The sequence below is a fragment of the Sinomicrobium weinanense genome (assembly GCF_018863395.1).
Taxonomy (GTDB): domain Bacteria; phylum Bacteroidota; class Bacteroidia; order Flavobacteriales; family Flavobacteriaceae; genus Sinomicrobium; species Sinomicrobium weinanense.
This window is the reverse complement of sequence record NZ_JAHKRR010000002.1, coordinates 862,553-878,578: the sequence shown is the minus strand read 5'-3', so window position 1 is coordinate 878,578 and position 16,026 is coordinate 862,553. Positions and strand designations below refer to the sequence as shown.

Here is a 16,026-nt window from a genome sequence, read left to right as displayed (position 1 = left end):
AAGTACACTGTCACCCGTCACCCGTCATCGGTCTAAAAACAGAACATATGAAAAAACTTTCCAAAGCACAGATCAAAGACAGGCTCCTGAAGCGGGCGGCGAAGCATTGGGGGTATTCCGACGTGGAACTGGAAAATATTTTCGATCCCATTGTAAACCTTCTTTTTGACGTATGTGCCAAGGAACTGGAAAATATATCCAACGAGATCTTCTCCAGCCGGAGGAGGATCACCGAAAGGCTTGTCGATATCCTTACCCCGACCACTTCTTCCAAGGCCACACCCGCAAGGGCCATTATGCAGGTATTCCCTGCCGAGGAAGAGGTGACACTGAACGATCATCACCAGTTCTTCTTTCAGAAACGACAGTACAACCCCTATAATCCCGGGGAAAAAATTGTGAAGGAGTTTTTTTTCGGGCCAACCAAACCTGTAAAGGTAACCCGTAACCGGCTCAAATACGTGGTGTTGCCCAACGGTATACAGGATGCTTCTTCCGGGCAGTTCCAGGAATACCTCAATGGCGAAGACTACCTGAAGCCCATGCCTCACCGGACGATATGGCTGGGATTGGAACATAAGGGAGATGGTATCGTTAAACATCTGATGTTCTATTTCTACCTGAAGAACCTGCACGACAGGAATACTTTTTTTCATTTCCTGCCCCGGGCAAAATGGTATTTTAACGATCATAAACTTACGGTAGCACAGGGGTATAACAGCCAGGGAATGACGGCTCAGGGCAACCGTAACATGGTGCATGAAGACTTCCATCACCTGCAACGGGCGGAAGAACACGTCAACGAATATTACGAAAAGAATTTTATCACCATAAAGGATGTCCTGAATATAGGAGGTTCCGAAAATTCACTGCCGGAAGAGCTCAGGGAGTTCGTACCGGCCGATTCCCTTGCAGCACTGGAAGAGGAAAAACTGCTATGGCTTAAGGTGGAATTTCCCAATGTGATCGGAAAAAGTGTACTCTCCGAAATATTTTGTGCGACCAACTGTTTCCCGGTGATCAACAAGAAAATGAACGAGACCCAGGGGAATATCAGGAAACTCCTCAATATTTACCCGCTGAGCATAGGGGAAGAGTTTTTCCTGGAGTTGTATTCCGTGCTGGATGACCGAAGCCGCCAGTTCGATGTCATTGCCAAGAACCAGGAAGAGTTTGCCCAGGATTATGCCTACCTCCGTTTTGGCGGCGTAGCCCGTTTTGATGAGCGCAATGCTACGGAGATGATCAACTATATGGTAGACCTTATCCGGGACGAAGCGGCGGCATTTTCGAGGCTCGAAACGGATTTTATGGAAACCAACCTCCATGAGATCAACCAGATCATTTCACGCTTCCGCAACAAAATGGCGCAGACAGGGATGCATAAAAAGAACACCCCCTACCTTATTCTCAATACCAAAGGAGAGGACAGCAAAGGTACCCTGTTCGTGAAATACTGGACGACCAACGGAGAGGAAGCCAATAAGATCAATACGTTTTCCAGGCTCCAGGCCCATCGGGGAGCCGATTTCGAAAAAGACACCATCATGTTCCTGTCCACCACACAGGGCGGGCGCAATGAACTGACCAATTCGAACAAGATCTATGCCTATCGCGAAAATATCGTTTCCAATCAACGGGTGGTGACCCGGCAGGATATCATCATCCTGTGTAAAAACCACTTCGGGGATGCCATTGTAAACGTAGAAGTAAAGAACGGGATACAAACCAGCCTGGACGATCATATCGGTTATACGCCTACCATTGATATTTTCCTGGAAAAGAACGAAGCGACGGATTATTCCGAAGAAGAGTGGAGCTTTCTCAGCGATGACCTGATGCTCCTGTTGAGGAACAGGGCGGTTAATGTGGTGCCTTTCCGGGTGATGTACCGGGAGAAAGAGGGGCAGATAAAGTAAGTAACCTATCCTTTCCGGAGGGCTTTCCAGGTCATCAAAAGCGACTTGGAAAGCCCACTGCCAATGATGTTCATGGCTTATATCTTATATTGAGTTCACTACGATTGATTTTTATTGAACCCGTGGTACGTTTGGAATAAAAGGTTTAGCTGTCACCCGTTTGATGTCCATCTTCAAATAGTACCCCGGCCTCGCTCAGGCAAATATCGGGTTTATTCTTCCTTTAACAGCCACATTTCCGCATTGATATTATCCCCTTCCGGGTACTGGCGTGTTATGGCAGCTTCCAGGTTTTTACCGTTCTGGGTCTCTTCCTTGGAGGGATACATCCATCGTTTCGGGATCTTTCCGTTGTTGAGAACACCACCACCGGACACGTCAAATTCGGGATAGCCGGTGCGTCGTTGCTCGTAAAATATCTGCCAGCCCGTGTTCATGAACATGGCGATGTGTTTTTGGGTAAGGATGCTTGCTATTTCATTTCCCGGATCGGGTTGTGTACCGGGGTTTTCGAGATAGGTATTGATGGCGCTTTCAGCAATATTGTAAAACTCCATGGATGCCCGGATACCTTCACGGTAATATGCATCGGCATCCCCGTCGATCCATCCCCGGGAAGCGGCTTCTGCGAGAATAAACTGCAATTCGGAATAACTCATCAATAAGCTGGGTTCATTTCCCGCCTGGTCGTAGTAGCGTTTGTTGATCCGGGAAGCGTTTCCGTTTACCGCTATCTGAACGTTTTCATCCAGCGGGACACTTCCCTTAAGGCCGTTGTAGGCCTCGAAATCATTCGCAGTTAATCCCTGGTCTGCGGCAGCCGGAGTGATCTCGGCAAAGGAGAACAACCTGGGGTCTTGCAGTGCTTTCAGTTTATCTACAAAAGTTTTTTCCATATAGAAAGCGGTTTGCAGGCCGTTGTTCTGAAACAAGGGGTAGCGGTTGCCTTCGATGTCGTGAAAAGGCAGGGCACCGTTGTCCTCATTTGAAGCGAGAAGGGGGTAAGCAGAGGGGGCATCTGCAATTTCACGAAAGCGGCCTGCGATATCGAGGCCGGGATTCCCCGTTTTGGCAGACAGGCTTAGCAATACTCTCAGGTAAAAAGAGTTGATGAGTTTTCTCCACTTCAGGTGGTCCCCGTTATAAATAACATCGCCCAGGATGGTCTCATCGTTCTTCGCCAGTTCATCCGAGGCGGTTTTGAGATCATCCAGTACGATGAGGTAAATGTCTTCCTGCCGGTCGTAAACTGGAGTGAAATTCTCTTCCGCGGCCCGGATGGCTTCGGAATAAGGGACATCGCCGAAAGTCTGGGTCAGTCCTACGATAAAGAAGGAGTTGAAAAAACGGGCCAGGGGGGTGTATACGGAGAGCTCATCCTCTTCGGCTTCCAGAACCATTTGGCGTACCTGTTTCAGGAGATCGTAATTTCCAAAATCCGAACGTTGCCAGTTGTAGTACTGGTTAGAGTTTACACCATCTGTATTGACAAGGTGGCGGCTGGCCAGGGCTGCGGAAGTTCCGATATTGTTAAATGCCTGGATCTCCAGTTGGGTCAGTATCAGTTCGGGAGTGGCATCGGTAGTGCGGTTGGGGTCGTCCTGGAGTTCTTCCATTTTACTGCAACTGTTAAGGAAGCCTGAAAGCAGGGCGATAAGAATTAAAGGTTTGCTTATGTTTTTCATGATATTCTTTTTTCCGGTTGCGATTTAAAATTTAAGATTGAGGTTAAACCCTATACTCCGTGTTGAGGGAGCTTGGAGGTCATCCTTTCCCGGGTCGGGATCTACATTGGGTACTTTGGAGGCCATCCACAGGTTTCTCCCTACAAAGGAGACACTCACGGCATCCAATGGCATCTTACTGATGAATTTATCCGGTACATTATAGGTCAGGGTGAGCTCTCTCAGTTTTATGAATGTCTGGCTGTAATAATGGTAGTTTTCGTTATGCGCATTACTGGTGGTCTTCATAAAGGAAATATAGTTTACGGGGACGTCGTTGGGGGCATATTCGCGGGTATCACTAACGATATTGCCGTTGGTGTCATAAGTTACCTGGCCGCTGACCACCTGTACGCCTTCCCCGATATAGGTGCTTTCTCCGTTATTGGCATCGTCGCGGTACTGGTTGACGGTTCCGGGAGAAATACCTCCCCACCACATTTTCTGATTGGTGGTGGAATACATGAGCCCGCCCAGGCGCCCGTCCAGCTGAAAGGTGAGGGACAGGTTTTTATAGGTAAGCGTATTGGAAATGCCATAGGTCCAGTCCGGTTCGGAATAACCCACAAAACGGCCGTAGGGGTCACTGACGGGGAAGCCGTTTTCGAAAACAATGTTCCCCTGTCCGTCGGTCTGATAAACAGAGGCATTATTGAGTTTGTCGGTGCGGTCACCGACTTGCAGGCGGTCTTCCGTATATTCCTTGTTTCCGTAGATTTCCTCGAGATAGCGGCGGTATTGGCTGAGGTTTATCTGGGCATCCCAGCGGAAATTATCGCTTTGCACCGGGGTGGCGTTAACGGTAAACTCTACCCCTTTACGTTTGTAGATATTGCCGTTCAGCAGGTAAGTGCCAAATCCGGAGGCGTCAGAAAGGGGGATGTTTTCCAGGTTGTTGTAATCCCTGGTCTGGTAATATGCAATATCGATGCCTAACCGGTTCCGGAACAACCGTATGTTGGTCCCTATTTCCCAGGTGTCGACGGTTTTCGGTTTAAGGGCGTGATAGATCAGCAGGTTGCTATACCTTACAGAAGGGAAGCGTTCTCCCTTTGTATTGTTCCAGGAAGTGCCTTTGTCATAGGCCTGGATATAATTATAGGGGTCGTTTTCGTTCAGGCCGGCGATATTCCCGATCTTTCCGTCGGATACCCTGGACCAGGACCCTCTGAGCTTGGCAAAAGTGATCCACTCCGGCATATCCAGCAGGCTGGAAAGTACCACAGAACTGGATATAGAGGGGTAGAAGAAAGAATTGTTGCCTTTGGAGAGCGTGGATACCTTGTCGTTCCGGCCCGTGAAGGTAATGTAAAAAGCGTTGTAAAACTCCAGGTCTACGAAACCGTAAAAACTGTGAATGGCCTCCTCTTCCTCACGGTTTGTTCCGGTGAGGGTAGAGCCTGCGTTGTTATCGAGGTTGTAAAATCCGGGAATGTTCAGCCCGTCTGTGGAGCTGTACTGGTAGGTTTCTTTTCTGTAAAAGTTGGAATAGGCCACTTCCCCGGAAACGGAAAAGTTGTCGGAAAAATCCTTTTCATAACGGATGCCGATATCAGTGGTTATGTCGAAATAATTAGTATTCTCCAAAGAAAAATTCCCTCTCGATTTATCATTGTAGCCGAGATAGCTTTTGGGTTCTTTGTAGGTTCTGCCCAGGCTGTACACATTGACACCACTTCTGCCTTTCACGGTGAGTTCCGGGGTGGCCTTGTATTCGAAGGCGAGGTTACCGAAAAGGTTGTCTTTGTCATATCCGCGGAGGTATTCATAGGCCTGGAAATAGGGATTGTTGTACCAGGAGGTATTGAAATGCCTTTGCTGGTAGCCTTCCTGTCCTTCTTTCCAGTAATTTCTCAGGTCCCTGACGTCCACATCCACACCGGTCCACAGGACGAGGTTGTAGAGGTAGTTCGTTGGACCGTACCCCACCTGGGGGAAATTGTCCGTATATTGTTTGTTGTAGGTAAGACCGGATGTGACCCTGAACTTCTCGGAAGGGGTCAACGAGCCGCCTATGCTGAATGAAGTATTATTGAGGCCGGTATTCGGTACAATTCCTTTTTGATATACATTGGAAAGGGACATCCGGTAGCTGGCCTTGTCATTGCCCCAGTCCACGCTGAGGTTGTTGGACTGGACGAGCCCGGTGCGGAAGAAATTGGAAATATTGTCTTTACCACGCGATATCCAGGGCAGGGGGGTGAGTTCTCCGGTCTCCGGATTAACAGGGCTGTTGTATTGCGGGGTTTCCGCAAAGCCGCTCGGGGTAGAGGGGTCGGGTTGGTCCAGTTTTGGCCCCCATATCCATCCACCGCCTTCGGTATTGCCGCCGCTTCCGTTCTCATAGGCATAAATGCCGTTGTCGCCATTGCCGTAGGTAGTCTGTACGTCGGGTACTTTGATGAAGGAAGGCTGGAACATGGTGGAGTTGTTGAACGTTACAGTGAGTTTACCTTCTTTTCCTTTTTTAGTGGTGATCATAATGGCCCCGTTAAGCCCTACGGAGCCGTAGAGTGCGGAAGCCGTAGCCCCTTTGAGCACACTGATGTTCTCGATGTCGTCGGCATTGACCTTCCACAGGTCGGCTGTACGGTCGGGGATCCCGTCAATGACCAGGAGCGGCTTGGCCCCGCGAAGGCTGATCTCCGGATTTTGAAAGAGGTCGGTGGAGTTCTTGATGTTAAGCCCGGCCACCTTTCCGCTCAAAGCGCTGATAAAATTGGGTTCCTTGGCTTTTTCGAGAGCATCGCCCTGTACCTCCTGTACGGCGTATCCGAGGGCTTTGGTCTCTTTTTTGATCCCAAGGGCGGTGACGACCACTTCCTTCAGTTCTTCGGTGTCTTCTTTTAAGACAACGTTAAGCTGGCTTTTGCCTGCAATGGGGACCGTGAGCGCTTTAAAGCCGATATAGGAAAATACAAGACTGTCTTGCGAGGATCCGGTCTCCAGGGTAAACAGGCCGTCGAAGTCAGTGACGGTTCCCTGCATACTGCCCGCAACGGAGATATTGACACCTCCCAGCGGTATGCCGTCGGTATCGGTAACTTTCCCTGAAACTTCATGCTGAGCAAAAAGTCGAGGTGTTATCGACAACAGTAAGATAATTAAACTGTGTTTCATCATAATAGTTAGTTTTTGGTTCAAGGGTTATGTGATGCCCGTAGAGACATACGGCCGTATGTCTCTACGAGTAGGATCTATTTGGAGATATCAACCCGGGTATTCAGGGTGTTTAAAGGAGTTTCCAGGACTATTTTATAGAAAGAACCTGGCTTTTTCAGGTCATATTTAAAAGTTTCGTCTTTTACAGGGACTTCTCCCAGTGTACGATAGGTGTCTTTTCCGCCGTTTTTGTAGTTGTTGGTTTCGGCAATCCGGATGGTGGCGGTCTGGTTGTCGTGTTTTCCGGTGCTTTTCCAGGAGAGGATCATCTGGCCGTTTTGGATTTCTGCCCGGAGTTTTACGGCGCTTAGTTGGTCAATAAGTGATACCCCGTCGAGTTCGTAAGCCTGTGCTGTGGGAATATTTATGTTGAGAAAGCTGGTCATGGTGGGGAGTATGTCTACAATGGCCGGTGTTTCTTTCCGGAAATGCTCATTGACGCGGGAGGTGTTGGTGATGATCCAGGTGCTCCGCTCCCTTTCGGATTGTCCACCGTGATGATGCCCGGTTTCTTTGGTTCTTCCGTGATCGGTGGTGATGATAAAGAGCCACTCTTCATTGTAGTTTTTCTCCCTGTGTTTAACGGCCCCGGAGATCATTCCGATCAGGCGGTCCTCGAAGGCAATAGCTTTGGTAAGTTGAGGGCTGTCGCCGTATTTATGTCCCATATCGTCCGTGTATTCCAGGTATACCCAGGAGAGGTCCGGACCTTGTTTTTTGATGTAACGGGCGGCCTCGGTGGCCACTTTTTCGTCGATGTTGCGGATATACTTTCTTTGCGGGTCGTGAGGAAATTGCACGGTATCCAGTTCAAAACCGTCGTAGGCATAATCCAGCCGGATATTCCCGGTTTCGGGCAGGCCTTCGCCCACGAGTTTGGTGCGGTTGTCCAGCCAGGTGGAAAAAATGGCGGTTTTCTTTTCCGGGTATTGCTTTTTCAGCAGGCTGAAAATAGTGGGATAATTGTAGTTCGGGGCCTTAATGCTGTTTCCCCATACATTGTGTTTGTTGGCCCATGTGCCGGTGAGCAGGCTGTTGTATCCCACGGCCGAAATGGTCGGGGTTTCAGAATATCCGCCTTTTTCACCACCTACATAGGCACGGGTATAGCCGCCTTGTTTGGCAATGGCATCGAGATGGGGAGTGGAGGTGTTCTCTATCATGTCAGCAGAAAGTCCGTCGACAATGATAAAAACTACTTTCCTTGTCTTTTGCAGCGAAGGGGAAGGGTCGGTAATGGATTTGCTTTCGGCTTTTCCTGTAAAGCACAGGAAAAAGGCCGCCAGAAAGGCGGACAGATACTTGGTCAATTTCATTTTTGTTTTGGTTGAAGGTTTTAACAAAAAAAATAAATTTATTGAACGTTCATTCAATTTAAAATAATAATATTGCATAGGTTGTCTTATTTTTGTGTTTTGTTTCAGTATGTTATGGCTTTAATTGGAAGTGCTGAAGCAAAGGTAAACGGGTGGATCATAGATTGAACGAATGTTCAGTTAAAAAAAGATTATTCTAATGTTTTGTTTTTGTTATGTGTACCACGACCCATTTTTATGTGGCGCAAAATGTTATTTTTGTTAAAAATGTACTTTATGGGAAGAAAGAGCTTAACCGATGTGCGTCAGAAAGAGATCATCCGCTCCTTTTACAGGGTGGCCCGTAAGATCGGGCTGGAAAACACTTCCATAGCCAAGGTTGCAGACGAAATGGGAATAAGTAACGGGCTGGTGATGCACTATTTCAAGACCAGGGACGACCTGCTCATCGGGCTTAACGAATATATCCTGGAACGCCACCTCAATATTATCACCTCCAGGGAAAATGGTGTTATAGACAGTTGGGAAAGTCTCGAAAACCTGATAAAAAACCTTTTTTCCAGGAAATGGAACCGTTATTTTGATGATGGGGTGTTTTACAGTTGTTATGCTCTTATTTACCGGAAAAAAGATTTTAACGAAAGTTTCCGCAACTACCTGGAATCCCTGCACAGGGTTTTATATGACAAGTTGAAGGAGGCCAGGGCCGGCGGAGTGATCTGCAATGAAAACCTGGAAGAACTTACCGAGATCATCTTTGCGCTGATAGATGGCGCTTATTACTACCTCGGTATGTTTACCGACCGGGAACAGGCCTATGAAAAACAGGTGAACCTCTATATAAAGCACACGTTGTCACTTTTCATTACGGCATAACCAGGTATGAGATCAGTCCGGAATGCTGCGGTACATACGGTAAACCGCGAGGAAAGCGATAGAGGTCCATACGATGTTGACCACCACGTTGGGGAGGTCGCTCAGGTGAAGGGCGTTAATGATGAGGCAGATACCTCCTGCAGCATTAAGCAGATGATATAAAGGCTTGTTGGCCGATATGCGTTTCATGCTCAACAGGAAGTAAGCGATAACGAATACAATGGCGCCGAGCCATCCTGCAACCGAATATAAAAACATGAATCTTCGTTTTTAAGGGTAAAGTACACCCGGATTTTGGCGAAAGATAAAAAAGTAGCCGGGAAATAGCAGGGTTTAGTGTTTTAATTTATTGTGATATCGTTTCATTCAGGCATAAAGTGACAGCGTTGCGGCTAACGTTGATAAAATGTGTATAACTTAGGGTTTAAGAAGGGGTTGAAGGCTTTGATTCTCTTGGTATTTTACTATATTTGTCCGTTCGTCTCCGTATACCCTTTAAAAAGGCGCTAAAACCTTTGGGGGAGCGGGTTGGACGAATGTCTAAAACAGATTTGATCTATGAGCGAAGCAACGAGTAAGAAGCAATATTCTGCGGATAGCATTCAGGCACTGGAAGGCATGGAGCATGTGCGTAAGCGCCCTTCCATGTATATTGGAGATGTAGGAGTGAGAGGTTTGCATCACTTGGTTTACGAAGTGGTGGACAACTCCATCGATGAGGCGCTGGCCGGACATTGCGATACTATATCCGTTATCATAAATGAAGACGATTCCATTACGGTGGAAGACAATGGCCGGGGAATACCGGTTGGCATACACAAAAAAGAAGGTGTTTCTGCCTTGGAAGTGGTTATGACCAAGATCGGTGCGGGAGGTAAATTCGACAAGGACTCCTATAAAGTATCTGGCGGACTGCACGGTGTGGGGGTATCTGTTGTGAACGCCCTTTCTGATAATTTGAAGGCTACGGTGTACACGGATGGTAAAATATGGGAGCAGGAATACGAAAGGGGAAAGACCCTGTATCCTGTAAAAGCAATCGGGGAAACAGATAAAACCGGAACCATTGTAACATTCAAGCCGGATGTTTCCATTTTTCAGCAAACCACCGAATACAGTTATGATACCCTGGCCAGCAGGATGCGTGAACTGGCATTCCTTAACAAGGGAATTACCATAACACTGACGGACAGGAGGCACAAAGACGAAAAAGGCGAGTTTGAGAACGAAATTTTCCACTCCGAAGAAGGGCTTAAGGAGTTTATCCGTTTCCTGGACGGGAACAGGGAGCCGATCATAGCCGATGTTATTTCTATGGAGGGAGAAAAAAATGATATTCCCGTGGAAGTGGCCATGGTCTATAACACTTCTTTTAATGAGAACCTCCACTCTTATGTAAACAATATTAATACCCACGAAGGAGGAACGCACCTTGCAGGTTTCCGCCGCGGACTGACGACCACCCTGAAAAAATATGCCGACGCTTCCGGAATGCTGGACAAGCTGAAATTCGAGATTGCAGGTGATGATTTCCGGGAGGGCCTTACGGCTATTGTATCTGTAAAGGTTTCCGAGCCCCAGTTCGAAGGGCAGACCAAAACCAAACTGGGCAACAGGGAGGTGACTTCGGCGGTTTCACAGGCCGTATCGGAAATGCTCGAAAATTACCTGGAAGAGCATCCCAATGATGCCAAGACCATAGTGCAGAAAGTCATCCTGGCCGCCCAGGCCCGCCACGCGGCGAGAAAGGCCCGGGAAATGGTGCAGCGAAAAACTCCGATGGGAGGAAGCGGGCTGCCCGGAAAACTTTCGGACTGCTCCGAGCAGGACCCGGAAAAATGCGAAGTGTTCCTGGTGGAGGGAGATTCCGCGGGAGGTACCGCCAAGCAAGGTAGGGACAGGAACTTCCAGGCTATACTGCCGTTGCGGGGTAAAATACTCAATGTGGAGAAGGCCATGCACCACAAGGTGTTTGAAAACGAGGAGATACGAAATATTTTTACCGCGCTGGGAGTTACCATAGGGACTGAAGAAGACAGCAAGGCATTGAACATAGAAAAACTGCGTTATCACAAGGTAGTGATCATGTGTGATGCCGATGTCGACGGAAGCCACATCGCCACCCTGATCCTCACGTTCTTCTTCCGGTATATGAAAGAACTCATAGAAAACGGCCATGTCTATATAGCCACGCCACCACTGTACCTGGTGAAGAAAGGGAGTAAAAAGAGCTATGCCTGGTCCGACAAGGAAAGGGATGAACTGCTGGAGGAGTATGGCTCCGGTGCAGGCGTACAGCGTTACAAAGGTCTCGGGGAAATGAATGCCGAGCAGCTGTGGGATACTACAATGAACCCGGAATTCCGGACCTTGAGGCAGGTAACCATAGATAACGGCAGCGAGGCAGACCGTATATTCTCCATGCTTATGGGAGATGAGGTGCCACCACGAAGAGAATTTATAGAGAAAAACGCGGTATATGCCAATATAGACGCGTAAATGATATCACCTTTAAAAAGGCATCCGTCAGGATGCCTTTTGTTTTTATAACAATTTTGGCATACAATCCGTCATGCTTAACGTATAACCCCTAATACATAACTTTTTAACCCTTTTTTTTCGGGTTAAAATGACTAAATTTGTCACACCGGAAAAGAAAAGGCTGGAAGTTGAAGGATCGGAGTAATGCGCATAAGAGGTATTGCTTCCGGCTTCCGGCATCGGACTTCCGGCTTTTTAAGAACCGTAAATAATTGCTTTAACTTAAATAAAATTATACATGAAAGTAACAATAGTTGGCGCCGGAGCCGTTGGCGCCAGTTGCGCAGAGTACATTGCTATTAAGAATTTTGCTTCAGAAGTAGTGTTGCTGGATATCAAGGAAGGCGTTGCCGAAGGAAAGGCCATGGATTTAATGCAAACTGCATCATTGAATGGGTTTGATACGAAGATCACCGGGTCTACCAGCGATTATTCCAAAACTGCTGACAGTGATATAGCCGTTGTTACCAGCGGTATCCCGCGAAAACCCGGAATGACAAGGGAAGAACTTATCGGAATCAATGCCGGGATCGTGAAAGACGTAGTGTCCAGCCTCATTAAACATTCTCCTAATGTTATTGTTATCGTGGTAAGTAACCCGATGGATACCATGACATACCTTACACATAAGGCTACCGGGCTCCCCAAGAACCGTATCATCGGTATGGGAGGCGCGTTAGATAGTGCCCGGTTTAAGTACAGGCTGAGTGAAGCCCTCGAATGCCCTGCTTCTGATGTGGACGGTATGGTGATAGGCGGCCACAGCGATACCGGAATGGTGCCGTTAACAAGGCTGGCTGTGCGAAACAGTGTACCCGTAAGCAAGTTCCTCAGCGAAGAGCGTTTGAACCAGGTGGCCGAAGATACCAAGGTGGGAGGGGCCACTCTTACTAAACTACTCGGAACCAGTGCGTGGTATGCCCCAGGAGCAGCAGTTTCCGGATTGGTGCAGGCCATAGCGTGCGACCAGAAAAAAATGTTCCCCTGCTCTGCACTGCTCGAAGGCGAATACGGCCTGAACGATATCTGTATCGGAGTACCTGTTATTCTCGGTAAAAACGGTATAGAAAAGATCGTAGAAATAGAGCTCGACGAAGCTGAAAAGGCAAAACTGAAAGAGAGCGCCGAAGGTGTTAAAAAGGTCAACGGTCTGTTGTAGGCACTGAAGTTATACATTAAGACAAAAAGCTGCGTAGAACTTTAACATGAAGAAAGGAATGTTCTGCGCAGCTTCTTTTTTACTTTTTTTATCCGAAAAATTGTTAGTATATATGCTGATTTACAGTAGGATATGCGTAAGTTGCTGTTTCCGAAACACTAAGGGAATAAAACGCGTAAATAAATTGTTTAATCCTATTGTAAATTATATATTTGCTCGTTTCTAAAAAATGATTAATTAATAAGAATAAGAATGCAAAACAAGGGACTTATCAAGCTTTTTGCTATTTTATTTGGAATTGTAAGTATTTACCAGTTGTCCTTCACTTTTGTTACGAATAAAGTGGAAGACAGTGCCAAAACATTTGCAATTAACAAAATTCCCGAAGGCACGGAAAATTACGTAGCGAAAAGAGAGACAGAAGAAACCAGGTATTTAGATTCCATAGGTAATGAGACGGTTTTTGATATCGGAGTTACGAGTTTTACCTATAATGAGGCCAAGGATAAAGAGCTGAACAAAGGACTGGACCTCAAAGGAGGAATAAACGTTATCCTGGAAATATCTGTAAAGGATATTATAAAAGGACTGGCCAACAATTCCAAGGACCCTGTATTTAACAAGGCCCTGGCCAACGCAGACAAAGCGTCAAAGAACAGTGATAAGCCCTATGTAGATCTATTCTTTCAGGAATTTGAAGCGATAAAAGGAGATGCCAAGTTGGCATCTCCCGATATCTTTGCTAACAAAATACTCAGCGAAGAGATCAATTTCCAGATGTCCGATAACGAGGTTAAACCCGTTATCCGCAGAAAAGTGGATGAATCTATCGTATCTGCTTTTGAAGTACTTCGTAAACGTATAGACCGTTTTGGCGTTACGCAGCCCAACATCCAGCGGCTCGGGACTACCGGGCGTATCCTTGTGGAACTTCCGGGGGCCAAAGATATAGGCAGGGTGCAAAAACTGTTGCAGAGCACGGCACAACTGGAATTCTGGGAGACTTTCAAGAACGAAGAGGTTATGCAATACCTGTTCCAGGTAAACCAAAGGTTAAAAGATATAGTTAAGACTTCGGAAAAGAAGGATGAAGCTGCGAAACCGGAAGATGCTTCCGAGATCGATTCGCTCCTGGCCGATGCCGAGCAGGATTCCCTGGAAGCTGTGAGCCAGGCCAATCCCCTGTTCGATCTCGCTGTGGCACCTGGTGGCCAGGGAGGGCCGGTGTTGATGAGCTTTGCTACCAAGGATACTGCCCAGGTGAATGATTACCTGAAAATGCACGAGATAAAACAATTGCTCCCTGCCGAATTGCAAAATGTGCGGTTTGCGTGGAGTAAACCGGGAATAAACGAAGAGGTGATTGACCTCTATGCCCTGAAATCCAACAGGGAAAATCAGCCCCCGTTGAGTGGAGGGGTTGTAGTAGATGCCCAGCAAACCTATGACCAGAGGGGAAATCCTGCCGTTTCCATGCAGATGGACGGTAAAGGAGCCAAAATATGGGAAGAGCTTACCGGAAAGGCTTATCGCCAGGGGAGCTTTATAGCCATCGTCCTCGACAATATCGTATATTCTGCTCCCGGAGTAACCAGCGGACCTATTTCTGGCGGGAGCTCCGAGATAACAGGGCAGTTTTCGCTTAACGAAGCCATTGACCTTGCCAACGTACTCCGCGCAGGTAAATTGCCGGCTTCTGCCGATATTATACAAAGTGAGGTCGTAGGACCGTCACTGGGACAGGAAGCCATCAACAGCGGAATGATGTCTTTTATCATTGCTATGATACTGGTATTGCTGTGGATGTTGTTCTATTACGGCCGTGCAGGATGGTTCTCCGATGTAGCCCTGACCTTTAACATTGTGTTGATCTTCGGTGTGCTGGCAGGACTGGGCGCTGTGTTAACACTCCCCGGAATTGCGGGTATAGTGTTGACCATTGGTATGTCGGTCGATGCCAACGTATTGATCTTTGAAAGGGTCAAAGAAGAACTCTTAAAAGGAAAAGGACAAAAACAGGCAGTTGCCGACGGTTTTGGAAATGCCCTGTCTTCCATTCTCGATGCGAATATTACCACAGGCCTTACGGCATTGATCCTGTTTATTTTCGGTACCGGACCGATACAGGGATTTGCCACTACACTGATGATAGGTATAGCCACCTCTCTGTTTACGGCGATTTTTATCACCAGGCTTTTGGTGGACTGGTATATCGGAAGGAAAAAATCCCTTCAGTTCTCTACCCCGATCACCAAAAATCTGTTCCGTAATATCAATGTAGACTTCCTGAGCAAACGAAAGATGTCTTATACTATTTCCGGTATCCTGATCATCATTGCACTGGGTTCCCTGCTTACTATGGGATTGAACCAGGGTGTGGACTTCGTCGGCGGGCGTTCTTATCAAATACGTTTCGAACACCCGGTAAACCCGACCGAACTGGCTTCTGAACTCGAAGATGCTCTCGGAAGTGTGGAAGTAAAAACTTTCGGTGCTGCCAACCAGGTAAAAGTGACTACCAAATATAAAGTAGATGAAGAAGGGACCGAAGTAGATGAGGAGATCCAGAATATCCTTTATACTTCCCTGCAAAAACACCTGCCGGAAGGATTGACGGAAAGTGAATTTGTCACCGGAGGAGACTCCAAACAGTACGGCATTATGCAGTCTATTAAAGTAGGCCCTACCATTGCCGATGATATCAAGCGAAATGCGTTGTGGGCTATTGTCGGTTCGCTGGTTATAGTGTTCCTGTATATCCTGTTGCGTTTCCGCAAGTGGCAGTTCTCTACGGGTGCCGTAGCTGCTGTGTTCCACGATGTGCTTGTTGTGCTTGGGGTGTTCTCGCTAACCTATAAGTTTATGCCGTTCAATATGGAGATCGACCAGGCCTTTATTGCGGCCATACTTACGGTGATCGGTTATTCCCTGAACGATACGGTGGTCGTGTTCGACCGTATTCGGGAGATCACTTCCGAAAGGGGCTGGGAGGCAGGAAAAAATATTAACCTCGCCATAAACAGCACCCTGAGCCGAACGCTGAACACCTCACTGACTACATTGGTGGTACTCCTGGCTATTTTTATTTTTGGCGGAGAATCCATCCGTGGCTTTATGTTTGCCCTGATTATAGGCGTTATTGTAGGTACTTACTCTTCAGTGTTCATAGCTACACCAATTATGTTCGATACCCTGAAGAACAAAGGAGCGGATATATTAAAAAAGAAAGAAAAAGAAGAAGAAGCGGAAGTAGAGGGATAGCCCTTTCATCCCGAAATAATATCATTGAAAAACCCCACTTGTTTCCAGGTGGGGTTTTCTTTTATGAC

At 47.3% G+C, this 16,026-nt stretch carries 9 protein-coding genes; 5 read left to right on the top strand and 4 right to left on the bottom strand.

Features of this window, described 5'->3' with window-relative positions:
- The first annotated feature begins 47 nt into the window (after positions 1–47).
- Positions 48–1,919: a type VI secretion system baseplate subunit TssF gene (locus tag KN811_RS09300; RefSeq protein WP_187967128.1), complete on the top strand. Its 1,872-nt coding sequence runs from the start codon at positions 48–50 to the stop codon at positions 1,917–1,919.
- Positions 1,920–2,131: 212 nt separating this feature from the next.
- On the opposite strand, the gene KN811_RS09295 is transcribed toward KN811_RS09300, so the two are convergent.
- The 3 genes from KN811_RS09295 to KN811_RS09285 form a co-directional block, all read right to left on the bottom strand.
- A complete protein-coding gene (locus KN811_RS09295) occupies positions 2,132–3,604 on the bottom strand; it encodes a SusD/RagB family nutrient-binding outer membrane lipoprotein (protein WP_187967127.1) in 1,473 nt (490 codons plus the stop codon).
- Between the two features lie 24 nt (positions 3,605–3,628).
- Positions 3,629–6,766, bottom strand: coding sequence for a SusC/RagA family TonB-linked outer membrane protein (locus KN811_RS09290; RefSeq protein ID WP_247716442.1), 3,138 nt, complete (start codon positions 6,764–6,766; stop codon positions 3,629–3,631).
- 74 nt (positions 6,767–6,840) lie between these two features.
- Complete coding sequence (locus KN811_RS09285) at positions 6,841–8,121, bottom strand: alkaline phosphatase family protein (RefSeq protein ID WP_187967126.1); 1,281 nt, start codon at positions 8,119–8,121, stop codon at positions 6,841–6,843.
- Positions 8,122–8,397: 276 nt separating this feature from the next.
- Between KN811_RS09285 and KN811_RS09280 the strand changes: the two genes are divergently transcribed.
- Positions 8,398–8,997 carry a TetR family transcriptional regulator gene (locus KN811_RS09280; protein ID WP_187965758.1) on the top strand — a complete coding sequence of 200 codons (600 nt, stop codon included), beginning with the start codon at positions 8,398–8,400 and terminating at the stop codon, positions 8,995–8,997.
- A 12-nt stretch (positions 8,998–9,009) separates the two neighbouring features.
- Here KN811_RS09280 and KN811_RS09275 read toward each other — a convergent pair whose 3' ends face one another.
- Positions 9,010–9,255: a CBU_0592 family membrane protein gene (locus KN811_RS09275; RefSeq protein WP_187965757.1), complete on the bottom strand. Its 246-nt coding sequence runs from the start codon at positions 9,253–9,255 to the stop codon at positions 9,010–9,012.
- A gap of 300 nt (positions 9,256–9,555) precedes the next feature.
- On the opposite strand from KN811_RS09275, the gene gyrB reads away from it, so the two are divergent.
- From gyrB to secDF, 3 genes are all read left to right on the top strand, one after another.
- Positions 9,556–11,496: a DNA topoisomerase (ATP-hydrolyzing) subunit B gene (gyrB, locus tag KN811_RS09270; protein WP_187965756.1), complete on the top strand. Its 1,941-nt coding sequence runs from the start codon at positions 9,556–9,558 to the stop codon at positions 11,494–11,496.
- A 280-nt stretch (positions 11,497–11,776) separates the two neighbouring features.
- Positions 11,777–12,697: a malate dehydrogenase gene (gene mdh, locus KN811_RS09265; RefSeq protein ID WP_187965755.1), complete on the top strand. Its 921-nt coding sequence runs from the start codon at positions 11,777–11,779 to the stop codon at positions 12,695–12,697.
- Positions 12,698–12,949: 252 nt separating this feature from the next.
- Positions 12,950–15,958: a protein translocase subunit SecDF gene (gene secDF, locus KN811_RS09260; RefSeq protein WP_187965754.1), complete on the top strand. Its 3,009-nt coding sequence runs from the start codon at positions 12,950–12,952 to the stop codon at positions 15,956–15,958.
- The last annotated feature ends 68 nt before the right edge of the window (positions 15,959–16,026 follow it).